Genomic DNA, 19,675 nt, shown 5'->3' with positions numbered 1-19,675 from the left:
CCTCTTTACTTGAGCCAAATAATGACCATTATGCATTTAAAAATGTCTTTTTAAAGCATAAAAAAACAGTGCCCTCATTCTGGGACACTGTTTTTATTCAATTATTCTGCAGCTTCACGGCCGGTATGAATTTTTCCGCTTTTTCTAAAAGAAAGCTGAAAATAAGCAAAAGCTGCCGCTAATGCAACCACAAGGAAAATGGACAGACTGCCGATGTTATGCCACATAAAGGCATAATCGCCTGAAGCCACAATGGCTCTAAAGCCTGCAATACTATACGTCATTGGCAAAAATGCATTAGCATGCTGCAGTATGCCCGGCACTAATTCTATCGGATAAGTGCCTGCTGAGCTTGTCAGCTGAAGAATGAGTATAAGAATGGCAATAAAACGCCCTGGATTATCAAAGGCTGCCACAAGGAAGAATACCATGGACAAAAATGTCCAGCTTGCAAACACGCTTAACATGATAAAATATCCGAGACTTTTCACTTCTAACCCAAGCATCAAGATTAAAGCTGCATCTACAAGAAGAGCCTGTAATATGCCGACAGTAAAAATCACTCCGACTTTTCCGAAGAACCAGCTTGCTCCGCTATTTGGGCTGACTGCCGGCTTTCTCATCGGGAAAATGACCGAAAACATCAGTGCACCGACGAACAAGCTCAATGATAAGAAGTATGGAGTAAAACCTGTTCCGTAGTTTTTGACAGGATTCACTTTTTGTTCATCCACTTTGACAGGCTGTGCAAACATATCATATACTTTATTATTTGCCTTGACGCTTCCAGCATCATCGGCACCATTTTTAAGCTGATTTTTAAGATCCTTAGATCCATTTTCAAGCTTCCCGACGCCCTTCTCCAGGTCGCTTGAACCATTCGATAATTTATCTATGCCATTTACCAGGCTGGATGAACCGCTCGACAGCTTTGAAGTGCCGGCTTCAAGCTGCTTAGATCCTTCTGATAGCTTGGATGTTCCATCTTTCAATTGAACGGAGCCCCCTGCAAGCTGATTAAGGCCTGCTGAAAGATTGGAGCTGCCAGTTAATAGCTTATCGGCACTTGATTGGGCAGTTCCAATTTTATTTCCAAACTCCGTTAAACCTGCAACAAGCTGACCCTGGCCTGACTCAAGATTTTTAGCTCCTTCGGAAAGTTTTTCCTGCCCGCCTGCAAGCTGATCAAACCCGCTGCTCAGTGCTTTCTGTCCTTCTTGAAGGCTGGCTGCACCTGTATTAAAGGCCTTTCCTTTCTCAGCGATTGTGCCGGCTCCATCAGAAATCTTGCCGATGCCGGTTTCCACACCCTGGCTTCCTTGAAGTATAGCATTTAAAGTTTGCTCAAGCTTCTCCAATGAAGCTTTTTGGGCTGGATCTGCCGCTGCGTTTTTCATTGTGTCAACATTGCTGATAACTTTCTCCAAGTTATCGTTTACAGCAGCTGACCCTTGTTTAGTCTGGGAGGCACCGTACTGAAGTTGATTCAGCGACGAAGCTAACGTATTGGCTCCATCTGCAAGTGAACTTGCACCTTGAGTGAATTGAGGCAGCTTTTCCTGAATGGCTCCAATGCCAATCAAAGATTGATCGAGGCCATTAGATAATGCTTTTGTACCTGCCTCTGATTTTTGTGCACCTTCAAGAAGGCGGGATTGGCCTTCCTTCATTTTGCCGATACCTGTGCTGAATTGCTCCAAACCCTTAGTCAGCTGATTGGATCCTTCCGCTGCTGATTGAATTCCATTTGAAAAGGTGACTGATTTTTGAGCTAATGTTTCAAGATTTTTCCGGATTTCTGCAGCACCGGAATGAACGGAACCCGCGCCGCTGTTTAATTGATCAGCACCGGTTTTTGCTGTCCCTATACCCTCATGCAGATTACCGGCCCCTTTTTTGGCATCTGAAAGGCCGTTATTCAGTTTTCCTGCACCCTTGCTTGCTTTATCCAAACCGCCTGCAACATCCTTAAGATTATCAAACATACTTTCTGCATATGTTTTCGTAACAGCTGCGGATACTTCATTTTTAATTTTTTCAATGGCAGAATCGCCTATTTTTGTAGATAGGTAGTTTTCACCTTCATTTGGTGTATATATTAAATTCAGGCTTTTTGGCTGATCATCCTGCAGGGTTGTTGCATTTTTAGAGAAATCCTCAGGAATTTCAATCTTCATATAGTACTTTTGGTTCTGTAAGCCGCGATTGGCTTCTTTTTCAGTGATAAAATGAAAATCAAAAGTTTTCTTTTCTTTTAACTTTTCTGCCAGATCCTTACCCACTGTTAATTTTTTGTTATTATAGTCCGCTCCCTTATCAAGGTTAACAATAGCCACAGGAAGCTTATCGACATTTCCATAAGGATTCCAAAAGGCCCATAAGAAAGTTCCTCCATATAAAAATGGGATAAATAAAATAGCGATAACAGCAATGAGCAGTTTCGGGGTTTTATAGATGTTCCTATATTCTCCTTTAACCGATTTAAATATATTCATAATTTCCTCCTTAAAGCACCTGTTGCTCCATGTACATATTAATCGAGATTAACACTATATGACTGAATTCTTCAATCAGTCATTTTTAAACAAGAATGAAAGGATCATCTATTTTGATAATCCTTTCATTAGGTAGAACTCCATCAATTCCGTAATTTGCTCTGAAGAAAGCTGCGGATGATTTCTTTCCCAGTCGGAAACAAGAGATACATAAGTTTTCAGTAAGATAAACGAAGCAATTTCAGGGTCGCACTGCACGATATGCCCCTTCGCAATTGCCGTCTCAATTTTTGTTTTCAAATAGCCGATGATTTCGTCTTCAATATGATTCAGCATTCCGTGAACCGTTGGTGTACCTATTTTTTTTTCTTCCTGCAGAAGCTTAATCATTAAAACATGCTCGGTACGGAAATCAAGCAGCCTCCTCAGCAGCCGGTGTACATTTTCAGAAAAAGGGGCATCAGGGATAATGGCGCTTTCCGCTTCCTGGATCATTTCTTTCACCATGCTGTGAACAATATCGTCAAACAGCTCTTCTTTATTTTTAAAAAAGGTATAAATCGTCCCTTTCCCTACATTCGCAAGCTTTGCTACCTGATCCATTGTTGTAGCTTTATAGCCGAACATAGAAAACGATTTTGCGGCAGCATCCGTAATCTGCCTTTTTCGATTCACGGCCAAATGTTCTGCCTCCTTTTTGACCAAATGATGATTATGGTCATTTTGTCTGACCTCATAGTATCACATTCATATAAAGTTAACAATGTAATATACCCATTTCCCCGATTATATTTCAAAATTTCAGCAGGAATAAAAATATATTTGTAAAATTCTGATAATGTAGTACAATTATTTTTATTTCACATATTTGGGAGGCACAACATGCAGACAATTGAAAAAATAGGGAACTTTGCAGGTAAAACATTCACCTTATGGGTCTTATTGGCAGCGATATTAGCTTATTTATATCCAGGGAATTTCAAAGGCATTGGTGCCTATGTAGTTCCTTTGCTCGGCCTTGTTATGTTCGGTATGGGTCTTTCGCTTTCGGCGGAAGATTTTAAGGAAGTTTTCAGAAGGCCGAAGGAAGTAGCGCTTGGTGTAGCCGGCCATTTTATCATCATGCCATTACTGGCTTTTGGTCTTTCGGCAGGTTTAAATCTTCCATCAGAGGTCGCTGTCGGTGTAATTTTGGTTGGATGCTGTCCTAGCGGCACTTCTTCCAATGTTATGGTTTTCCTTGCAAAAGGAAATGTCGCTCTTGCTGTATCCATTGCTTCAGTTTCAACTCTGCTTGCACCCATTATAACCCCTCTTCTTATTTTGCTTTTTGCAAGCAAGTGGGTTGACATAAGCGTTGGTTCTTTATTTTTATCTATTGTACAAGTTGTTATTATTCCATTGGTACTCGGGTTTATTATTAAAAAGTTTTTTGCCAAAGGAGCAAAAGGCGGCCAAAAGGCCATGCCGCTCGTTTCTGTAATCAGCATCGTTCTTATCGTCTCTGCTGTTGTGGCAGGGAGCCAGGAGCAGATTGCCAAAACTGGCTGGCTGATTTTTGCTGTTGTCGTGCTTCACAATACTCTGGGATTTGTTCTCGGCTTCTTTTTCTCGCGTTTATGCGGCATGGATTTGGCGAAACAAAAGGCAGTCGCCATGGAGGTCGGAATGCAGAACTCCGGCTTGGGAGTCGCAATCGCTTCTGCAAATTTCTCGCCGCTCGCCGCTGTTCCAAGTGCCATTTTCAGTGTTTGGCACAACATCTCCGGCTCAGTCCTTGCCTACATATTCAGCAGGATGAAAGACGGAAAAAGCGGGGAACATGCAAAAAAAATAGCAAGCTAAGAATGGTTTCTTTTGAATTTAATATGTGATATTCTCTATGCATAGACTGCCGCAAACATTCCCTGGAAAAAAACACAGCCCAAAGAAATCATTTCCATATTACATATTTTAGGATTTATCCGATAAAATATGTAATAGACATACAAGAATTGGGGGAATCATGATGATTGATTTCGATAGCGGTTCAATGGAAGAAGTTTTAATCCACCTTCAAAATATTGGCCTTCAGCTGAATGAATTCGAAAAAACCAATCAATCCATTTCAATAGAAAAATATAAAGAACTTTTGGAGTTCAGTATTTCAATTGCCCGGCGCACAAACGATGTTTCCCTGACCATTGACGAAATTATTGAAGACATGGAAAAGCTCTAAAAAGAAAGCGATCATCCTCCATCATGGAGATGATCGCTTTTTTAATATTCCCCTTTATCTGGTAAAACAAAAGACATTCTCTATAAACGAAATTTAGTACAGCCCGCAGAGATAGCAGGCATCAATTACGTCTGTTTTTAACTTTCCCAGACTGGATCTCTTTGCTCGATAAGAGAAATAATATAATGATATTTGTTCCCATTACTTTTATCTCTTTTCCTTCAGCCACTGATCAAATTCAGCAGCAATAATCCGTTCTCCTGTGATCCCATCACTTTTTTCAGATGCGAGAAAAACAATTCCATCCCTCATCACCTCGGGTTCCAGCAGGCTACCGCTTCCTTCAAAGGCTTTTCTTGCTTCATCAGGTATCATGCCCGTTAATGTAGCTCCTCCCGGCAAAAGCATGTTTACGGTAATTCCATGCTCCTTGAGGTCTTCAGCCATTATGTACGACAATGACTCAGTAGCTGCACGTGAGGGGCCATATGGCACGAAGCCTTTCCGCTTCATCGTCTCATGGTTCATTGAAATATTAATGATTTTTCCTTTTCCTTTTTTCAGCATTAAAGAAACAAACCCCCGGGCAGCAAGAAAATAACCGGTTAGATTTGTATCAACCAAATTACGGAATGAGTCAGGGCTCACTTCATAAAAAGGCTGAGGCTCTGTCAGAAACTTAGCATTCACAGTCCGCATTCCGATTCCTGCATTATTCACAAGCACATCCAGATCGCCCCATGTCTCGCGGACCCAATCGACCGCTGCCTGTACTGATTCTTCCGAACGCACGTCCATCGGCAGCTTGTACACATCATACCCCTTCTCAGAAAGCTGCTGCACGGCCTTGTCTAGTTTTTCTCCAGGACGCGATCCGATGGCCACAGATGCTCCTTCTTCAAGCAGCGATTCTGCCATGGAATAACCTAGACCGCTCGATCCTCCAGTTACAACAATATGTTTGCCAGATAAAAGTTGAATAACTCTTCCTCTCCTTCCAATACTGCATCTACCTTTAAGTTTGTTATTTATAAGAAACTTATACCTATTTTCTTACGTTTGCTTTCAGGAAGCAATAGATGTGCTCAGCAAAAAAGCCGTCCATCCAGTGGACCGCTCTCCTATAGCTTTAAACTATCAAACATTTCCTGAATTGTTTCGGCACTAACTGGCAGAGAGGAATACTCATGAATAATGCGCCGCGAATCAATAAATTTTTTCCAGCCCTGACGTGAACCTGTTCATCAATCCTTTGATTCCCACATCATTAAAATGGACTTTGAGGGGGTCACATTCCTCCACTTAAACCATCTAGCCATCCCTGCACTGATTCCTTCCAATTTTCAATACCCGTGCATTCCCAATCATTCCAGTTATCAAAGAAAGGAGATCTTTGACATACGCGGACCAAACGCTCATCATCTTTATCATATATGGCAAGGTTTTCATAGTCACTCACTGTATCAATATCAGGCTCAATACTTTTGCCCATATCCGCATATACAACCTGGTTTTTATAATTCTGGAGGATCACCTTCCCTCCCCTTTCTCCTGTAAGGCTGTTAAACTCTAAAAATAATGACCTATGAAAAAGCACAGGATGCCCCTTTTGATTGTGATAGCTTGCCTGGACAATTAATGGACGGGTCTTGTCTCTATAGAAGCGGCCAATAACCCGATTAATATCACAGCAAGTGAGCAAAGGCTGGTCAGCAAGCAAAAACAGCGCACCCTCCGCCTCTTTAGGAATAGTACTTAATCCAGCTTTAATTGAGGAAGATAGCCCCTCAGAGGTATTAAAATTATGGATGACTTTTTCAATATCCGGGAGTGAAGCTGCCTCCATTAATCCTGGTATATAGGGATTTACTACAATGGTTCTTCCCATTAATGCCGATTTTCTGCTGTTATCTAAAACGTGCCTGAGGATTGGTTTATTTTGATATGGAAGAAGGAGCTTTGGAGACCCCATTCTTTTTGAACTTCCGGCAGCTAAAATTATCCCCCATACTGTGCTTTTTAATTGTTCGATAGCATTCACCCCCTTTCATCCTTCATGTAATCCGCCCCACTTCATATAGCCTTGATCCGCTTCCTCCCCTGTATACCATTAAAATTTCCGCTAAAATGCTTAAAGCGATTTCTTCAGGAGACTTTGAACCGATATCCAGGCCGATTGGACTGCAGATTGCCCGGCTTTTAGGATCATGGCGGAGCTGCTCACTTGTCATGATTAATTTCTTTGTTCTTTTTTTAGGACCAAGGACTCCCACATAGCGGTGATTGAAACTCATTATTTTCTCAAGGATTTTTTGATCCTGATGAAAATGATGAGTCATCACCACAGTAAATGTATTTTTATTGCCGCCAACTTCCGGAACTTCCCCTGTTGGATAAACAATTATTTCATCTGCGAAGGGAAATTTTTCACCTGCAGCGTAAGCTGGGCGGAAATCCAGCAGAATCACCTTCCAGTTAAGGATTTTAGCCAACTCTGATAAAGGTATCGCATCAGGTCCTGCACCAAAAATGACTAACTGTGGCGGAGGTTCCAATATTTCAAAAAAAATTTGTGTGTTCCATTCATCCATTATCTGCGAAATGCCGTTTTTCCTGCTATTCCTCCGAATCAAATAATCTGCTGCTATTTCTTTTGGCAATGTTACAGGCAATTCATTGCTGCAGGGGTCCAAAAGCCACTTTACCCCTATCTGGGATTTATCATCACAATGCAGAATGGTAATAAGGTGCATTTCTTTTTTTTCACCGGCTTCAAAGTTCCGGAACATCAAATTGGCTTCTTTTTTATTTTCCGGGCAGAAGGCTTCAAGAAGAATCTTCATCTTTCCCTGACAGCCAGAACCAAGTCCCCAAAGAATATCCTCAGGATCCCGAAAGTCATACTCCATTAACTGTGGTGTTCCATTGTCCATGATTTTTTTCAGGTGCGTCTTTATATCTTCTTCAAGGCAGCCGCCGCTCAGCTGTCCTGTAACAAATCCATCTTCCGAAAAAAAACACTTTGCACCCGCTTTTTGATAGGATGAACCTTCTGTTGAAATAATTGTCCCTAGAACACCTCTGATTCCCAACTCCCTGCATCTTCTAAGCTCCTTCAGAATAGCTGCCAATTAATTTCACCCTCTTGTTTTTATCAACTAATGGTTTCACTTTATAAATATGATGATGGAAGCAAGGAAAATGCCAGACGTGATTTTTATATAAATGCTTCGAAAACTTTGTTGATATGGAACAAGGCGAGTGATTTGAAAATGAGAGCGCTCCGAAGAACTCATTAGAAACAACATTCTTTATGAAAGGTTCTTTTCTTAAAGATTATTGTTTTTTAATATGTCTGTGAAGCGATACCGTTGTTAAACCGGGTTGATTGGAGTGTAAGGTGCGAGACTCCTCTGGGATTATCGGGAAGGTGAGACCCCGCAAGCGAAGCTGAAGGAGGCTCAACGCCTGTCCCACGGAAAGCGAGCATCCTGGAGCGGAAATCAACCCCTTGTTCAGGTAGCAACAAAGTTTACGAAAACAGCCTTAAGATAAGAGCCATAAATAAAGGATCAGCGGTTTTCCGGTACAGAATAATGAGGGCAAAAATCGAACAGACTATTTTTGACTTTATATATAAAGGAGAATGACCATGGTTAATCAAGATTTCAGCAAATTCAACAAAATCCAGCAAAAGCATAAATCCTATAGCGGGGATGGAACAAATGAGCATCAAGAGCGGGGAATGAATGATGAAAGCTACAACAACCGTTCTGAAACAGATCAGGCACCTGGAGCAGAAGGCCGCATCACATCTGAGATAAATCGCGATAGGGAGATTCAGGAATAAGGAGCTTCAGCAAAAAGCAGAAGCACTCCCCAGTAGGATGTGCTTCTGCTTTTTTTATTTATTTTGTTCAAGCAATTTCTTGATTGTTTCATGCGGACTGCCCCGGAATAAGCCTCCATGATAGCAGATGACCTGTTCAATATCATAATCCAACATTTTTTCCAGAGACCCAATAGCTTCTTTCATATTCGGAGTGTTTTGTTCAATCGGTCCTCTTAACACACCATCAAGGATGACCATTGCATCTCCTGCAATCAAAGTTTTTGTTTTCTCCAGATACAAAGAAATGTGTCCCGGCGTATGTCCAGGTGTATGAATGACTTCTATGCCTCCAAAAAAATCAAGTGTTTCTCTATCTTCAACCGTTTTATCAATCTTCACTTTTGGCAGATTTTCATATAAGGATATCATCTGCTTAGGCATTGAACGCTTTTTCTCATCAGAGATTTTGCTCAAATCTGCCTTAATAAGCGTTTTATCACCTTCAATATAAGGCTTATCCAAAGCGTGGGCAAATACTTGAATGCTTCCATCACCTTTATTTAAAATGGATGGTGCGCCGCCGATATGATCTAGATCCTGATGTGTGAATATAATGGTTTTAAGCTTAGAAAAAGGGATTCCCTCTTTTTCAAATGCCTGAAGGATTTCTTCTGATTGAAATGGCATGCCTGCATCTATTAGCAGTACAGATTCTTCATCTATCAATAAAACCGGATTAAATGTAAATGTATTTTCGCTGCTTTTCACAGTCAATTCAATGATTTCAATTCTTTTTCCCGCTTCCATGATATCCCTCCATTCGCTTTGAACATCCTTGTAAAACGCTTACATATCAGTCAGTGTCAAAGACTGCAGCCTTCCAGCCTGCTCATTCAATTTCTTTAAGCTTTCCTGATATTCCTGTTTAAGCTCGGAAATGATGCCAGCTGCACTATCTATTTTTTTAATAGCTCCTACACCATGGCCTGCAGACCAGATATCTTTCCAGGCTTTTGAATTAGTTTCTTTTTGCATGCTGTCAAATTCCACTTTATCCTTCTTCACGAGTGTTTCCGGATCAATTCCAGCTTTGCTGATACTAGGTTTAAGCATATTGCAATTAACTCCTGAGAATGCATTTGTAAGAATAATATCCTCCTGGGACGCTTCAACAAGCATCTCGCGGTACTCCATTGCTGCCATGCTCTCTTTCGCAACAATAAAACGGGTACCCATATACGCCAGATCAGCTCCAGCGGCCTGTGCCGCCAATATGCTGCGGCCGGTTGTAATTGATCCGGCAAGAATAATGATTCCATCCCAAAAGGTCCGGATACTGTCGACAAAAGCAAAGCTGTTAATGTCCCCGGCATGCCCTCCTGCTCCAGATGCCACAGCAATCAGTCCATCAACCCCTGCTTCTGCTGCTTTCTTTGCAAACAGCACTGAGCTGACATCTGAAAATACGGTACCGCCATAGCTATGGACGATGTCAACTACAGCTTTTGGCGAACCCAATGATGTAATGACCAAAGGCGGTTTATGCTTCTTCACTAATTCAAGCTCTTCTTCCAGGCGGCTATATGTACTGTGAACTACCATGTTCATGGCCCATGGAGCTATTTTCCTTTGTGGATCATTTTGTTTAGCCTCATCCAAAGCACTGCTGATTTCCCCCATCCATTGATCCAGCACCTCGATTGGCCTTGCATTCGGAGCAGGAAAAGAGCCAATCACACCATTCAGGCAGCATGCTTTAACAAGCTCTGGCCCTGATATTAAAAACATGGGTGCAGAGATGACAGGCAATTCCAATTCATTCCACCATGATTCCGGGATACTTTTTCTCAAAGTAAACGCCTCCATTTTATTAAATTTTCAGATAAAATATATCTATTTCATCATACGTTTCCACTAGTAATAGTTCAAGTTTTTCTTTAGCTAGCAAACTCTCAATGAAAATATGAAATATAATACAGGTGCTGATAGGATAACAGTTTGCACTCACTGCAAAAAAACCTGGACCGTATGGCAGGCTTACACTTTTCTATTTTCTTGGCTATTTTCATAAACTTTGTTGCTATGGAACAAGGTTGTTGATTTACGCTCCAGGATGCTCGCTTTCCGCGGGGCGGGCGGTGAGCCTCACAAGCAATGCTTGCGGGGTCTCACCTTCCCGCTAATCCCGCAGGGGTCTCGCACCTTATACTCCAATCAACCCGGTTTAACAATAGGATCGCTGCACAAAACATATTAAAAAACAACTATCTTTAAGAAATGAGCAAATAAAAAAAAGCATGTTTATCATGCGGGCATTTTCAGTATATTTCCCTGAAATCACGAAAAAAGTTGTCTGCTTTATTTATCGCTCCATTAATATTGGATTTTCCATTATTAATTTTTGATTTCCATGCTGATTCATATCTCTTCCCTTATGCTGTCTTTTTTGAGTGCGGGGCTATGGGCGGCCATCAGTCTCAGCCTTTCCGGCGAGGAAGAACCTTTATGGTAGTTTATAAAAAACGGGTTCTTTCCTCTTTGGTTGGAATGCGGCATGTCTCTCTTTTGCCGAACCATTTATATCGGTTTTTGGCCAGAATGTTATAAAAGTAATCGCGAAAATGTCTCGGTACGATGAATAGAAGAGCAGCCGCTTTAATGATTCCATCCATTTTACCGGCAATTCTTAATGCAGCTGAACTATGTGTATACGTTTTTCCTCCCCGGAGGAGGATTATAGAGTCCACTTTTTTCAGATGTGGATGCTGATCTAAAAGCTGTTCCCCGTAGTGAGACTGCAGAGAGGCAAATTTAAACCGTGAGCGGGAATCGTGCCTTATGATGAAGTTCACGGCCCCATTGCAGAAATTGCAGACCCCGTCAAACAAAATCACATCATACTCATCCTTTGTCATCATGTTCCCCCCTTAGTCATTACCTGCCGACTTATTTCACCTTTGAATGATATTAGAATGCTTTGTTTTATAAAAGCGAATGCTGTTAGCATCCACCTCATTATTAGCTGGCAATATCAAGACGGTTATTACCGAGGGCGGGCGGTGAGTCTCCTTCAGGCTTTCTCAACTGTCCCACTAATCACGCAGAAGACTCGCACACTACACCCTGCCCTTTTAACAATGGAATCTCCCGCAGATCACAATAAAAATAACAATCTTCAAAAACCTTCTCATTATTTTACGTCAAGCACCCATTTATGAATGGCTTTAGCCACACCGTCTTCCCGGTTGGTAGCAGTCACCCAATCAGCCGTATCTTTGACTGTTTTCTGTGCATTTCCCATGGCAACGCCAATGCCTGCTTCTTTAATCATCGCAATGTCATTCAAGCTGTCTCCGCAAGCCATGACATTTTCCATCGTTAGTCCCATAAAGCTGCACACTTTTTCTATCGCTACAGCTTTATTGACACCCAATGCATTTACTTCAATATTTGTCGGACTGGAGTTGCTGATTTCCAATGTGCCATCGTTTCTGAGCTCTTGCAGAATTTCTTCCCTTACTGCGTCATCATCGATATCAAAGCCAAATTTAATCCACTCTGAATCATGGATATTTTCTGGCATATTTGCACGATATACTTGGTCTGAGCTTACCGCCCAATAATGTGTTTTATGCTTTTGACTTAAATCCCACATCCATTGCACAAGGTCTGTATTTACGGATGTCCTCTCGATGAGTTTACCCGAGCTGTCAAAAATTTCGCCGCCGTTTACCGTTATCAGATAAGATGAAAGTTCTAAAGCCTTTGCATATTCACTGCAGCGGGGATATGATCTTCCTGTACTTAAAATTACTTTAACTCCCTTGGCTTCCGCTGCTTTAATCGCCTTCCGGTTTTCTTCGGAAACCTCATTATTTTCATTAAGCAGTGTTCCGTCCATATCTAAAGCAATTAACTTTATTTCTTTATAGGATAATTCCTGATTCATGCATGTACCTGCCTTTCATCACTTTACTACCTTACTCTTACAAAAATGTAACGCATTTTGCAGCAAAAATGGATCTGGTTGTATTTATGATGCAAAAAATGATTTCTTTCAAATTGCTGCATAGTTTTAAGCTAATCAAAAAAGAAGGAGGAAGTACCTCCTCCTACTTCATTATCTTAAATCCCGGTTCTTTCTTTTTTCATGTTCCTGATGATGAGGCTCCATCGTATTTCTTTCCTGTTCCTTTGTATCCTGCCCCATTCCTTTTAAGAAGGTAAGCATGAAAGTAAGTGCCCGGTTGATTTCCGGATCCTTCAGGGAACGCACCAGATCAAAATAGCTTGTTTTTTCTTCTGTGTCCTTCGCTTCAGCCACTCTCGCAATCCCTGAATTCACTTTTAAAATGACTGGCTCCAATTGCTTAACATCAAGTACACCCAGTGTTCCGACCATAAGCAGGAGATTTTTCAGCATATTGGTTGTTTCAGGCCTGTCAGCTGTTTTTACAAGAATATCAAGCACCTTATCGCTTTGGCCAAGCAAGCCGTTCATCATGGCTAATACCCCGCGGCTTTGCATATATTCCATAACCTGCAAAGACTCTAAAATGGCATCCTTATTTTTCAGAAGTGCGTGTTCTATTTCCTCGAGGTCTCTTTTCCGCTTATCCTCTTCTGAAATTTTAATTCTTTCAATATTCCTGATTGCTTTAGCCATTATGCCCAACCTCCTCTTTTCTGTGCCGCTTCACAGCATCACCCGGGAATGTATAATCCTTCCTTGCCCATTTTTTCTGAACCTGGACACCGATTTGCGGCTGAGGATTTCCATTTCTATGATTTACTCTAGGCAATGGATTGACTCCTTCTACTTTCAAAATCTCCATTTTGGCTGAGGTTTCTTTATAAGCAGGTGTATCTGTATCTTTATCGGCATGGCTGCTTGTCAGCAGATTAATGGCCGCATCTCCAGAGTCATTCATAGGAAGATATACTTCTTTTCCTTTTACCCTGTCGGTGATTAGGCACTTTACCTTCGCATTTCCATAAGGAGAGGTCAATCTGACAAGTGTTCCATCCTTTATTCCTCTTTCCTCCGCAAGCTCAGGAGAAATTTCGAGGAATACACTTGGCGTTTTTGAAGAAATCCCTTTGGATTTGTAAGTCATATTGCCTTCATGGAAATGTTCGAGAAGGCGTCCGTTGTTGACATGAATATCATACTCTTCACCGAACTCTACAGGTTTAGTCCATTCTACAGGGAATAGGCGGGCCTTCCCATCATCAAACGGGAATTTATCCAAAAATAGAACAGGAGTATCTGTTCCATCTGCAGCAACTGGCCACTGAAGACTCTTATATCCTTCTAATCTTTCATATGCCACACCTGAATAGATTGGAGAAAGCATGGCTGCTTCTGCCATAATATCAGCAGGATGATCATAGTTCCATCCTGCACCAAGGCGATTGGCGACTTCCATGATAATCTTCCAGTCCGGCTTCGAATCGCCAAGCGGCTCCAATACCTCGTAAAGACGTTGGATCCTGCGTTCTGTATTGGTAAATGTTCCTTCTTTTTCAAGGCTTGGACTTGCCGGGAGAACAACATCCGCATATTCCGCTGTACGTGACAGGAACATATCCTGTACTACGAAGAAATCAAGCTCCTGGTATGCTGCATGGACATGATTGATGTTGGAATCAACCAATCCCATTTCTTCTCCTTTAACATACATAGCCTTTAATTTGCCTGAATGGATGGCTTCAATCATTTCGTGGTTGTTCATCCCTGGTTTCGCAGGGAGATTTACGCCCCATCCTTTTTCAAATTTAGCACGCACAGCGTCATCTGTTACCAGCTGATATCCTGGCAGCGCGTCCGGCATTGATCCAAAGTCACTTGCACCCTGCACATTATTATGGCCGCGCAGCGGATAAGAACCTGTATGCGGACGTGCATAGTTTCCAGTGATCAGCAGCAGGTTCGAAATGGCTGTACTGGTATCACTGCCTCCAACATGCTGGGTAACCCCCATAGCCCAAAGAATACATGAGGACTTTGCTTCATGAATCATTTCGGCAATTTGAATCAGCACTTCCTGTGACAAACCAGTTTCACGTGCGGCGTATTCCAGTGTAAAGCCCTGGATGCTTTCTATATATTTCTCCAGGCCGTTTACTTTTTTATCGAGGAATTCCTGATCTGCCCAGCCTTGGTCAAGGATATACTTCGTTACAGCCGACAGCCAGACAAGATCAGATCCTGCCCGAGGCTGGAAGAATAAATCTGAACGCTCTGCCATTTCGTGCTTTCTGATATCTGCTACGATCAGTTTTTGGTTTCGTAATTTATGCGAGCTTTTCACTCTTGTGGAAAGCACAGGATGGGCTTCTGAAGTATTGGAGCCAATTATGATGACAAGCTCAGAATTCTGAATATCCGTAATGGATCCTGAATCCCCTCCGTAGCCTACAGTCCTCATCAATCCCTTGGTAGCAGGGCTTTGGCAGTACCTTGAGCAATTATCCACATTGTTTGTGCCTATTACAGCCCTTGCCAGTTTTTGCATTAAATAAGACTCTTCATTAGTGCACTTTGAAGAAGTAATAAATGCGAGAGAATCAGGACCATGCTGTGTTTTGATTTCAGTGAACTTGCCTGCAATCAATGTCAGAGCTTCATCCCATTCTGCTTCCCTGAAAGAATCTCCTTCCCGGATAAGCGGCTTTGTAAGGCGTTCTTCACTATTGACGAAATCCCAGCCGAATTTTCCTTTCACACAGGTGGAAATTCCATTGGCCGGTGCTTCTGCATGTGGTTCAACTTTCAGGATCTTCCTGTCTTTTGTCCAAATATCAAAGCTGCAGCCTACTCCGCAGAATGTGCAGACAGTCTTTGTTTTTTTGATGCGTTCTTCCCTCATAGCTGATTCCATATCTGAAATGGCAAGAATGGAACCGTAGCCAGTTTCAACACCCTTAGTCACTTCAATCATGGGCCGAAGGGTTTGTTTAGCAATATTGGTCAGATAGCCCGCTTCACCTACCATGCCTTTTTCAAGCATCGCATTGCATGGGCACACCGTCGAACAATGTCCGCAAGAAACACAAGAAGATTCATTGATAGGAACATTTTTATCCCAAATGACACGAGGCCGTTCAAGTTCCCAGTCAATGGATAGAGTCTCAGTCACCTGAACATCCTGGCATGCTTCTACACAGCGGCCGCAAAGAATGCACTGGTCCGGATCATAGCGGTAAAATGGATTGGAATTGTCTTCAACATATGGTTTATGATCAAAAGGAATACTTTGATGGTTAACTTTCATCTCCTTAACGGTGTTATGTATTTCACATCCTCCATTGTTATAATCACAAACCGTACAATACAGCTCATGGTTATAAAGAATCTTATCCATGGCGATGATCCGGGCTTCTTTAACATCCGGAGCATTGGTATCAATTATATCTCCATCATTTATATGTGAAGAACAAGATCTTACAAGCTCGCCGTTCACTTTTACTATACACGTATCACATGTTTCAATTGGCCCTAAGCTGGGGTGATAGCAAACATGCGGCACTTCGACTGAACTGTTCAAGAGAACTTCTAGTACACTCTTCTCCCTATCTGTTTCCATTTCGACTCCATTTACCGTTATGCGAAAGCTTTCCTGCACATTAACCTCCCCTTTCTATTACACTATAACTTTTAGTCACTTTTAATTACCCTTCCGCTGAATCAGCTAAACTTCCTTAAGTGATAAAATGCATCAGGCCGCGTTTCCGCCGCAGGACGCTGAAGCCGAATTGAGCCACAGGCCTTACATGCCGTTTGTTCCAATTTCTGATGCTATTTAAAATATCAATATAGTCTCGGGAGGACTGACCTATATTTTTAGGATTATGCCATTAAATTCATATCATTATTGTGCACAGCAGGTTATGGTGAGACAACAGGATACTTAATAAAGAGAGAACCGTGAACAAAAAAAGCTGTACTTATTCAAAATATTGAATAAGTACAGCTTTTTTTATTTAAGCACTTTTCTTAAATTCTGCTGTTTTTGCTCTGTGAGGCGATTCCATTGTTTAGGAAGATTAATTGGCGAGTAAGATGCAAAATTTGGCGCCGCCCCACGGAAAGCGGGCAACCTGGAGCGGAATTCAACTCCCATGTTCCATAGCAGCAAAGTTTACGAAAACAGCCTATAAAGACTGGATGGACTTTATAGGCTGTTTTCATAGGCTGCACAATAATAGGGATTTTCGCCACTTTATAAAAGGCTCTTTTCTTAAAGATTGTTGTTTTTAATAAGTTCTGTGAAGTGATCCCGTTGTTAAACCGGGTTGATTGGAGTGTAAGGTGCGAGACTCCTGTGGGATTAGCGGGAAGGTGAGACCCCGCAGGCAAAGCCGAGGAGGCTCACCGCCCGCCCCACGGAAAGCGAGCATCCTGGAGCGGAAATCAACCACTTGTTCCATAGCAGCAATGTTTACGAAAACAGCCTTATAAAAAGAATGTTCCCCAAAGCAGATAAACATTCAAGATAGCGATTATAGCAGCCGTAAACCAGGCCAGCCATTTGATCCAGGGTTTATTGACGAACTCGCCCATTTTATTTTTATCACTGGTAAACATAACAAGAGGAATGACAGCAAAGGATAGCTGAAGTGATAAGATAACCTGGCTTAAAATTAAAAGCTGCCCTGTTCCTTTTTCACCTGAAATCAAAGTTACAATGACGGCCGGGATAATCGCGATCATCCTGGTGATTAAACGGCGCAGCCATGGCTTTAATTTAATATTGAGAAAGCCCTCCATCACAATCTGGCCGGCAAGTGTGCCTGTCAAAGTGGAATTCTGGCCGGAAGCGAGCAGCGCCACCCCAAATAATATGGCCGCAATCCCTGTTCCAAGCAATGAATCCAATAAATGATAAGCATCCTGTATTTCGGCTACATCATGATGCCCTGTACTGTGAAAGGCCGCAGCTGATAGTATGAGGATGCTAGCATTTACAAATAGTGCAAGCATGAGGGCAATAGTGGAATCTATTGTTGCAAACCTGATGGCAGACCTCTTTCCTTCCTTTGTATTATCAAAATTCCTTGTCTGGACAATAGATGAATGTAGGTACAGATTGTGGGGCATAACAGTAGCTCCAAGAATTCCAAGAGCAATATATAGCATAGCCGGGTTTGATACGATTTCCGAACTTGGCACAAAGCCTGTTAAAACACCGCCCATATCAGGCTTTGATAAAAATAATTCAATGCCAAAACAAACGGCTATAGTGACGATTAGGGATATAACAAAGGCCTCCATATATCTGAATCCTTTATTCTGGAGAAGCAGAATCAGCAGGATATCAAAGGCCGTAATGCACACACCGTACACGAGCGGAATACCAAACAGCAAATTTAAAGCTATGGCAGCCCCTATTACTTCTGCCAGATCACAGGCAGCTATGGCAAGTTCGCATAAAAGCCATAAAACAAAGGAAACCGGCTTGCTGAAATGGTCCCTGCACGCCTGTGCCAAATCCCTGCCGGATACTATCCCCAATTTAGCAGAAAGCGCCTGCAGGAGGATAGCCATTAAATTAGAAATTAAAATGACTGAAAGCAGGGAATATCCATATGCTGATCCTCCTGCAATGGACGTAGCCCAATTCCCGGGATCCATATATCCCACTGCAACCAGGTAACCAGGTCCGATAAATCCAAGCAATTTCCTGAAAAAACTGCCTGTTTTTTTTATGGGTATCGTTTTATGAACTTCTTCAAGGCTGGCCCGGCTGTTTTCTTTTTTCCAGGCTTTTTCTTCAATCCTTCCTGTACTGTTCATTCTTCATTCACTCCATCCCCTGAATTAAGTTTCTCTTATAAACAAATTTTGCATTGAGGAAACATTTTAGTTAAAAATTTTTGCCTTTGCTTATTTATATTCTACAATCTAAAAATGTTTCCTACAAGCAAAACTATTGGGAGGAAAAAATATTCATAAAAAAACACCAGGCCGCCATTTTTGGCAGCCCGGTGTACATTCTTATTTTTTTAAATCAGAAATCTGTAAGGCATATTGTTTTTTGCAGCTTTCTGTTTTAATGGACTTCGGCAGAATTAATCTCTGATACTGTAGGCTGCAAGATATTGCTTAGGAGTCAGCGCATCTCCGCCAAGTGCTAATGATGCTTCATTGGCCCAGTATGGATTACGGAGCATTCCCCTTCCCACTGCAACTAGATCTGCTTTGTTTTCTTTTATTGCCTCATTGCTGACTTCAAAGCCTTCCATTCTGCCGACTGCAATAACAGGGACCTGCAGCTGCTTACGGATTTCATCAGCCAGGTCGAGCTGATAGGCAGGGCCCGCAGATGCTGGCCCAGTAGTGCTTTCTCCGCCAGAAGAAACGTGGAAGATATCCACTCCTGCTTCTTTATAGCGTTCAGCGAGTTTTATGCTATATTCCAAATCATATCCATCTTCTGCATATTCAATTGCGGATAGTCGCATAATGAGCGGCATGTTTTCAGGCATAGCACGCCGTGCAGCTTTAACGATTTCCTCGCCAAAAAGGCCTCTGTCCTGGCCATATATATCTTCTCTTATATTTGTCCGTGGTGACTGGAATTGCTGAATCAAATAACCATGTGCCGCATGGATTTCAATAACGTCCACTCCTGCTTTAACAGCACGGCTGAAAGAAGCTTCGAACTTTTCCACCATTTCTTTTACTTCTTTTGTACTTAATTCGCGGGGCACTTTATACTGGTCAGAAAATTGGATCGCGGAAGAAGAAACTGGCTGCTGGGCATCTTCTGCTTTACGTCCTGCATGTGCAATCTGGATACCAACCTTCGCTCCGTAACTTTGGCAAGATTGAATAATTTTTTTAAAAGCCGGTATTTGTTCGTCAGACCATAAGCCAAGATCGAAATCAGTAATTCTGCCATCAGGCTCTACATCTGTCATTTCCATGATAATAAGGCCTGCTCCCCCGATTGCACGGCTAGTATAATGGGAGAAATGCCAATCATTAGGTTTTCCGTCTTTCTCTGTTACAGAATACTGGCACATAGGAGGCATTACAATCCGGTTTTTCAATTGTAAATCCTTTAAATTAAATGTGTCTAATAAAGTTGTCATCTACATCTTTCCTTCCTCTGCTCATATTCC

Annotated in this window: 16 protein-coding genes; 3 read left to right on the top strand and 13 right to left on the bottom strand. The window is 42.0% G+C overall.

Going from position 1 to position 19,675, the window contains the following annotated elements:
• Positions 1 to 101: 101 nt before the first annotated feature.
• Together BM126_RS16525 and BM126_RS16520 are read right to left on the bottom strand one after the other, a co-directional pair.
• Positions 102 to 2,495: a YhgE/Pip domain-containing protein gene (locus tag BM126_RS16525; protein WP_090990536.1), complete on the bottom strand. Its 2,394-nt coding sequence runs from the start codon at positions 2,493 to 2,495 to the stop codon at positions 102 to 104.
• Positions 2,496 to 2,603: 108 nt separating this feature from the next.
• Complete coding sequence (locus BM126_RS16520) at positions 2,604 to 3,176, bottom strand: TetR/AcrR family transcriptional regulator (RefSeq protein WP_090990535.1); 573 nt, start codon at positions 3,174 to 3,176, stop codon at positions 2,604 to 2,606.
• A 201-nt stretch (positions 3,177 to 3,377) separates the two neighbouring features.
• On the opposite strand from BM126_RS16520, the gene BM126_RS16515 reads away from it, so the two are divergent.
• Both BM126_RS16515 and BM126_RS16510 read left to right on the top strand, forming a co-directional pair.
• A complete protein-coding gene (locus BM126_RS16515) occupies positions 3,378 to 4,340 on the top strand; it encodes a bile acid:sodium symporter family protein (protein ID WP_090990534.1) in 963 nt (320 codons plus the stop codon).
• Positions 4,341 to 4,503: 163 nt separating this feature from the next.
• Positions 4,504 to 4,713 (top strand): hypothetical protein, encoded by a 210-nt coding sequence (locus BM126_RS16510; protein WP_090990533.1) that lies wholly within the window; start codon positions 4,504 to 4,506, stop codon positions 4,711 to 4,713.
• 207 nt (positions 4,714 to 4,920) lie between these two features.
• On the opposite strand, the gene BM126_RS16505 is transcribed toward BM126_RS16510, so the two are convergent.
• The 3 genes from BM126_RS16505 to BM126_RS16495 all read right to left on the bottom strand — a co-directional run bounded on the left by BM126_RS16505 (position 4,921) and on the right by BM126_RS16495 (position 7,844).
• Complete coding sequence (locus BM126_RS16505) at positions 4,921 to 5,670, bottom strand: SDR family NAD(P)-dependent oxidoreductase (RefSeq protein WP_256213162.1); 750 nt, start codon at positions 5,668 to 5,670, stop codon at positions 4,921 to 4,923.
• A gap of 331 nt (positions 5,671 to 6,001) precedes the next feature.
• Entirely contained in the window at positions 6,002 to 6,754 is a 753-nt protein-coding gene (locus BM126_RS16500) for a nucleotidyltransferase family protein (RefSeq protein ID WP_090990531.1), read from the bottom strand.
• A 13-nt stretch (positions 6,755 to 6,767) separates the two neighbouring features.
• Complete coding sequence (locus BM126_RS16495; protein ID WP_090990530.1) at positions 6,768 to 7,844, bottom strand: XdhC family protein; 1,077 nt, start codon at positions 7,842 to 7,844, stop codon at positions 6,768 to 6,770.
• Between the two features lie 521 nt (positions 7,845 to 8,365).
• On the opposite strand from BM126_RS16495, the gene BM126_RS16490 reads away from it, so the two are divergent.
• Positions 8,366 to 8,563 carry a hypothetical protein gene (locus BM126_RS16490; RefSeq protein ID WP_090990529.1) on the top strand — a complete coding sequence of 66 codons (198 nt, stop codon included), beginning with the start codon at positions 8,366 to 8,368 and terminating at the stop codon, positions 8,561 to 8,563.
• Positions 8,564 to 8,617: 54 nt separating this feature from the next.
• Here BM126_RS16490 and BM126_RS16485 read toward each other — a convergent pair whose 3' ends face one another.
• From BM126_RS16485 to BM126_RS16445, 8 genes are all read right to left on the bottom strand, one after another.
• Positions 8,618 to 9,352 (bottom strand): MBL fold metallo-hydrolase, encoded by a 735-nt coding sequence (locus BM126_RS16485; protein WP_090990528.1) that lies wholly within the window; start codon positions 9,350 to 9,352, stop codon positions 8,618 to 8,620.
• 39 nt (positions 9,353 to 9,391) lie between these two features.
• Entirely contained in the window at positions 9,392 to 10,396 is a 1,005-nt protein-coding gene (locus BM126_RS16480; protein WP_256213153.1) for an NAD(P)H-dependent flavin oxidoreductase, read from the bottom strand.
• A 662-nt stretch (positions 10,397 to 11,058) separates the two neighbouring features.
• A complete protein-coding gene (locus BM126_RS16475) occupies positions 11,059 to 11,460 on the bottom strand; it encodes a thiol-disulfide oxidoreductase DCC family protein (protein WP_090990526.1) in 402 nt (133 codons plus the stop codon).
• A gap of 275 nt (positions 11,461 to 11,735) precedes the next feature.
• Positions 11,736 to 12,494: a Cof-type HAD-IIB family hydrolase gene (locus tag BM126_RS16470; protein ID WP_090990525.1), complete on the bottom strand. Its 759-nt coding sequence runs from the start codon at positions 12,492 to 12,494 to the stop codon at positions 11,736 to 11,738.
• A gap of 171 nt (positions 12,495 to 12,665) precedes the next feature.
• The gene (locus BM126_RS16465) at positions 12,666 to 13,211 is read right to left on the bottom strand and encodes a helical membrane plugin domain-containing protein (protein ID WP_090990524.1); all 546 of its coding nucleotides are present in this window, start codon (positions 13,209 to 13,211) and stop codon (positions 12,666 to 12,668) included.
• Positions 13,204 to 16,173 carry a formate dehydrogenase subunit alpha gene (fdhF, locus tag BM126_RS16460; RefSeq protein WP_090990523.1) on the bottom strand — a complete coding sequence of 990 codons (2,970 nt, stop codon included), beginning with the start codon at positions 16,171 to 16,173 and terminating at the stop codon, positions 13,204 to 13,206. Before fdhF ends, BM126_RS16465 begins: the two co-directional genes overlap by 8 nt.
• Positions 16,174 to 17,003: 830 nt before the next feature.
• Positions 17,004 to 18,344: an Nramp family divalent metal transporter gene (locus tag BM126_RS16455; protein ID WP_090990522.1), complete on the bottom strand. Its 1,341-nt coding sequence runs from the start codon at positions 18,342 to 18,344 to the stop codon at positions 17,004 to 17,006.
• 275 nt (positions 18,345 to 18,619) lie between these two features.
• The gene (locus tag BM126_RS16445; RefSeq protein WP_090990520.1) at positions 18,620 to 19,645 is read right to left on the bottom strand and encodes an NADH:flavin oxidoreductase/NADH oxidase; all 1,026 of its coding nucleotides are present in this window, start codon (positions 19,643 to 19,645) and stop codon (positions 18,620 to 18,622) included.
• Positions 19,646 to 19,675 lie beyond the last annotated feature (30 nt).

The sequence above is a fragment of the Bacillus sp. OV322 genome (genome assembly GCF_900112495.1).
GTDB lineage: Bacteria > Bacillota > Bacilli > Bacillales > DSM-1321 > Peribacillus.
The sequence above is the reverse complement of the archived record's forward strand: the minus strand, read 5'-3'. Positions and strand labels throughout refer to the sequence as shown.